We start from the raw sequence: 826 nt of genomic DNA, 5'->3' as shown, positions 1-826 counted from the left end.
CGGGGTCAGGCACTGGGTCCGCAAGGGCACCCGCAACAGCTGGGTGCCCGAGTGCGATCCCAACGAAGACTACGTGCACGTCAACAACCAGCTCTTCTCGAGCACATCGAACCCGCCCCCGAACCAGGCCGCCGGCATGGGCGGCTTCTACCAGGACTTCGCCAGCGACAGCTGGCGCTACGGGCTCGACGAGGTCATGCAGACCTACACGCCCGCCGAGTTGCCGGTGCTGAACGGCGCCGCGCGCCACTATGCGGTGTCCGATGCGTATTTCTCGTCGGTGCCCACGCAGACCAATTGCAACCGCGCCTTCGCCGCCACCGGCAATTCGCTGGCGCCCGACCCGGATACCGGCGCGCTGCAGGCCTGGGTGAACAACAACATGTGGCGCATCGGCGAGAACTGGCTCTACTTCAACCAGCGCACGATGTTCAACGTGATGTACGACGCCGGGATGAAATCACCCAGCGACTGGATGATGTTCGCCAGCGAAAGCTGGTGGTTCGCAGGCGGCAAGTGCTTCACCCGCGACATCCTGACCCAGCTGGGCGACTCGAAGTACGACCCTCATTTCGACGACATCGACGCCTTCTACCGTCTCGCCAGAACGAACGCCCTGCCCTCCATGTGCTTCCTCGAGCCCAAGTGGGGCTATGGCTACTCGCGCGACGGCGTCGGCCCGCAAGGCAACGACTACCACCCGCCGCGCAACGTCGCGCCCGGCGAGCAGTTCGTCAGCGACATCCTGGATGCGCTGAGGTCCAGCCCCGGTTGGAACGACACGCTCCTCATCATCAACTTCGACGAGCACGGCGGCACCTACGAC

The 826-nt window shown here is 64.6% G+C and carries 1 protein-coding gene; it reads left to right on the top strand.

Features of this window, described 5'->3' with window-relative positions:
- On the top strand, positions 1 to 826 hold an 826-nt coding region (locus AC1D01_RS37030), incomplete at both ends, for an alkaline phosphatase family protein (RefSeq protein ID WP_477874845.1).

This window comes from Rhizobacter sp. P3_B12 (assembly GCF_056402895.1).
Note: the sequence above shows the minus strand (reverse complement) of the source record. Positions and strands in the feature narration are given on the sequence as shown.